Annotated in this window: 6 protein-coding genes; all 6 read left to right on the top strand. The window is 50.5% G+C overall.

What is annotated here, in order from left to right:
- The first annotated feature begins 158 nt into the window (after nt 1–158).
- On the top strand, nt 159–425 hold the full coding sequence (locus NTW12_03590; protein ID MCX5845427.1) for an acyl carrier protein: 267 nt from the start codon (nt 159–161) through the stop codon (nt 423–425).
- 4 nt (nt 426–429) lie between these two features.
- Nucleotides 430–1605: a beta-ketoacyl synthase N-terminal-like domain-containing protein gene (locus NTW12_03585; GenBank protein MCX5845426.1), complete on the top strand. Its 1176-nt coding sequence runs from the start codon at nt 430–432 to the stop codon at nt 1603–1605.
- Nucleotides 1606–1610: 5 nt separating this feature from the next.
- Nucleotides 1611–2474 (top strand): hypothetical protein, encoded by an 864-nt coding sequence (locus tag NTW12_03580; GenBank protein ID MCX5845425.1) that lies wholly within the window; start codon nt 1611–1613, stop codon nt 2472–2474.
- Nucleotides 2475–2623: 149 nt separating this feature from the next.
- Nucleotides 2624–2860 (top strand): Arc family DNA-binding protein, encoded by a 237-nt coding sequence (locus NTW12_03575; GenBank protein ID MCX5845424.1) that lies wholly within the window; start codon nt 2624–2626, stop codon nt 2858–2860.
- Complete coding sequence (locus NTW12_03570; protein MCX5845423.1) at nt 2857–3291, top strand: type II toxin-antitoxin system VapC family toxin; 435 nt, start codon at nt 2857–2859, stop codon at nt 3289–3291. Before NTW12_03575 ends, NTW12_03570 begins: the two co-directional genes overlap by 4 nt.
- 257 nt (nt 3292–3548) lie before the next feature.
- On the top strand, nt 3549–3779 hold a 231-nt coding region (locus NTW12_03565; protein ID MCX5845422.1), incomplete at its 3' end, for a type II toxin-antitoxin system RelE/ParE family toxin.

The raw sequence follows: 3779 nt of genomic DNA, 5'->3' as shown, positions 1-3779 counted from the left end.
CCCATGTCCTGGGGACTGGAGGGATTCCTCGATATCTTCCTGCGGAACGGCAATGTTTCCGATGTTCTCCCGAAAAGCCTGTACCTGTTTATTTTCGGGGTAGTCATGCTGACCTTGACGGCAATCTTATTGCGGAGGCGGAGGGAGGTATAAAAACGATGAAAGGTTCTATTGATGAGAGACTGAAAATGGAATTGAAGAGGTTAATCGTCGAGGAGGGTGATATAATGACTGATCCCAGAGAGATCGGTGACGAAGAACCCCTCTTCGGCAGAGATTCCAAGCTCAGCCTGGACTCAATAGATGCCCTGCAAATCTCTATCGCCATAAAGAATAAATACAACATCGCCATTACCGACAGCAAGGAAATGAGGCGGGTTATGAGATCGTTGAACACCTTCGCCGACTTTATTCAGCCGGAGTAGAATTTTGAAAAGAAGGGCATTTGTAACGGGAAAGGCGATGACCTGCTCCCTCGGCGATTCTCTGGAGGGGATCGTTGATGCGGTGCGCCATAAAAGGATAAAGCTTGAGCATATCCCCTTTAATATGGCCCGCCTGCCCTATACCAAGCCTTACTACCTCATCAATCGCAACGAAGGGGATAAGCTGGATAACCGCTCCGCGGAATATTTCTATGCGATTCTCTTTTCTGCGGTGTCCCGGGCGCTCCTCGATGCCGGCTTGAACCGTTCGGAGATCAAGGATATGCATGTGTTCTTCGGCTCTACGTCTATGGATGTTCCCGTGTTTGAGGGAAACCACCGTAAGACGTCTGCGACCGTATCGGGTATGTTTCTCCAGTCGTCCTATGGGTACGGTAAAATCGCCGGGGCCATCGTTGAGAAGTTCGGAATAGGGGGTAACTGCTATTCCTTCGCCACGGCATGCACTTCGAGCGCCAACGCCTTCCTTTATGCCGCAGCCATGATCGAGGAGAGGCACATCGAGAGGGCAATGGTCGTCGGCTACGACCTCTTCAATAACCTCGGTTTTTACGGTTTTGAAGCCCTGAAATCCATTGCCGCTTCTGAGTACAGGCCCTTTGACAGGACGCGGGACGGCCTGATCTTAGGTGAGGCCTGCGGTGCAGTGGTGCTGGAGGGGAGGCGCAGGAAGGCCGGTGATTTCATGCACCTTGGCGGGGCGAATATCTGCGATACGTACAGCGTCGCCAGCCACGATGAAGAAGGGTCTGCGGTTGCGGAAACGATGAACAGAGCCCTCAGGCAGGCGGAGATTGACCCGGAGGAGATATACGCCGTCAAGGCCCACGCCACAGGAACGGAGAACAATGACAGGACAGAATGCGCCGCCATGAGGGTGGCCTTCGGAAATCATCTTCCTCCCGTGACGTGTGTCAAGCCTTTTATCGGGCATACCGTGGGTGCTTGCGGCGTCAACGAGCTGATACTCTTTACGGAATCGGTCAAGGCGGGATTTATCCCTTCCACACCGGGCTTCCGGGAAGTGGACGAGGAATTAAATCTGACGCCCCTGACGGAAAATAGGGAAGCAGGGGAGGGCGTTTTTATGCTGAACTACTTCGGATTCGGCGGTAACTGCACCACCCTTATTCTCTCCAATAAGGACAATAAGGGATGAGCGGAATGTACATTCACAGCGCCTCTGCCTTCACCGGCGAATCGAACACGGATATAAATTTTTTAAAAAATGAACTAAGTCGCTATACCCCGGAAAATTTCCGCAGGGTAAACAAGTTTATCCTGCTTTCCCTGCTTGGCGCCCGACAATGTATCCACCAGCGTACCCTTGCGGCTGATACGGCCGTCTACCTGACGACGGAGCACGGCAATCTCGGTGAGACCGCTGATGTTCTTGATGAGATATATGCAGCCCGTTCTCTGCCGAAGCCTTTCGGATTCATCAATACCATGAGCAGTACGGCTGCGTTTTATCTTGCCCGGAACCTTGGCATACGGGGCCGCAACATCACCGTTTCCAGCCAGCACCTTTCCTTTGAAAGGGGGCTGGAACTGCTGAAGGTGGATTTCGCCGGAGGTACTGAAAGGAGCGCTCTGATCGGCGGTGTGGATGAAGCATCCCTTTCCCGAACGGCACTGGAAGAAAATGCTGATCGCGGCTGGCGAATGGTCGACGGAAGCGGGTGGCTTTACATCAAGCCTGAGAAAGAAGGCGCCTGCGGGGCATTTACAGAGATCAGGTCATTCAGGGATGGTCATTCATGTATGAGCTGGATCAGCAAGCGGGAAAGATCGCCGGTGGATGTGGTCTCTTTCGGCGCACTGATAGATGATAGTGAAGCCGCCGCTTTGAGGGAGGCCTTGCGACCCGCTGCCGAGTTTGATTATCTCCGTGACTATGGATATTCCGGCTCGGCCACGGCCTGCGGCGTAAGCCTGTTCGTGATGCAATTTCAAGAAAAGACCCTGCTGCATATAAACAGAGACCAGCGGGGTAATTACGCGATTATGGAATTAAAAAGATATTGATCAAAGCATTGAAGACGATCACTTATAGCGGCTTCTGATGAGTTGCCTCCTTACCCGCAATCCTTCCGTATCGAATAAATTTAAGAACAAATAATGTATTGTAAACCACCCGTCTGTATGCTATCACTTTGATAGCAAGGAGGAATGCTATGGCAAATGTATTAATCCGTGATATCCCCGATGAAGTTGTCAAAGAGCTGAAGCAGAGGGCCAAATCCCACAACCGTTCCCTTCAGCAGGAACTCATTGATATTATTGTGAAAATAGCCAGCCAGCCCTATGGGGACATTGCGCAACGGGCGGCTGAGATAAGGTTGAAGCTCGCCGGAGAGCGCCGGACATTTACCGACAGCGCTGAATTGTTGCGAGAGGACCGGTCCAGGTGAATCTGGTAATTGACGCGAGTGTGGTTATCAAGGTCTATATACCGGAAATCCTTTCGGACAAGTCGGAGGAAGTTATGTCCCGGGTGGCAGACGGCGAACTTATGCTGTGGGCCCCGGATCTGCTCTATCCCGAGACAGGAAACATCCTCTGGAGAAAACAGCGCCTGCATGAATTGACACCTGCTGAGGTCGAGGAGATTGTTGACGCCATCACGTATTTGCCCATAAGGATCGAGCAATCCAGGCCGGTTATGCCCCTGGCTGTTTCCATTGCCATGCACAGCGGGATAACGGTTTACGATGCTATGTACGTGGCGGTTGCCAGGATTTACGAGACCAGAATGATCACTGCCGACAGAAAGCTTGTGGATGCGCTGGAAAAAACGGAATTTAAACAGTATGTGCAGTGGTTGGGTGCGGGGATTGGTTGATTCCAGCGACAATACCCATCCTTTTTACCTGTGTCAGGATCCACTACGATCGATGCTGAGAAATTGTAAGTGGCATCGACAATACGTTTATTCCTGTAACAAAGCATCCGGTGATTCTAACGAGTATTCATCCTTTCGAATGGTATTCCTTGTTGTCTGAATGAGTGGTGTGTTCTCCATGCTCATGGTAATTATTTCTTGGTAAGGCCGCCATTTCTTTGCTTGACATTAATAAACAAAAAGTTTACTATTTAATCATGATTCGATCTTTTCGGTGTAGCGAAACAGAGAAGAATTTTCGTCGGGATTTTTCTCGTAAATTCCCTGGCGATATTCAAGAACGGGCTTTCATGAAACTGAACGCCATTGATGCGGCCATTGAGATTCAGGATTTACGGTTTCCGCCCTCAAATCGGCTGGATGTTTTAAAAGGGAATCGTAAAGGACAATGGAGTATCCGCATTAACAATCAATGGCGAATCTGTTTT

This window comes from Deltaproteobacteria bacterium, from assembly GCA_026388545.1.
Classification (GTDB): Bacteria; Desulfobacterota; Syntrophia; order Syntrophales; family UBA2185; genus JAPLJS01.
Note: the sequence above shows the minus strand (reverse complement) of the source record. Positions and strands in the feature narration are given on the sequence as shown.

Excerpts from the sequence above, each read along its gene's own strand:
- NTW12_03590 (MCX5845427.1), top strand. The coding sequence starts at position 159 with ATGAAAGGTTCTATTGATGAGAGACTGAAAATGGAATTGAAGAGGTTA.
- NTW12_03575 (MCX5845424.1), top strand. The coding sequence starts at position 2,624 with ATGGCAAATGTATTAATCCGTGATATCCCCGATGAAGTTGTCAAAGAG.
- NTW12_03580 (MCX5845425.1), top strand. The coding sequence starts at position 1,611 with ATGTACATTCACAGCGCCTCTGCCTTCACCGGCGAATCGAACACGGAT.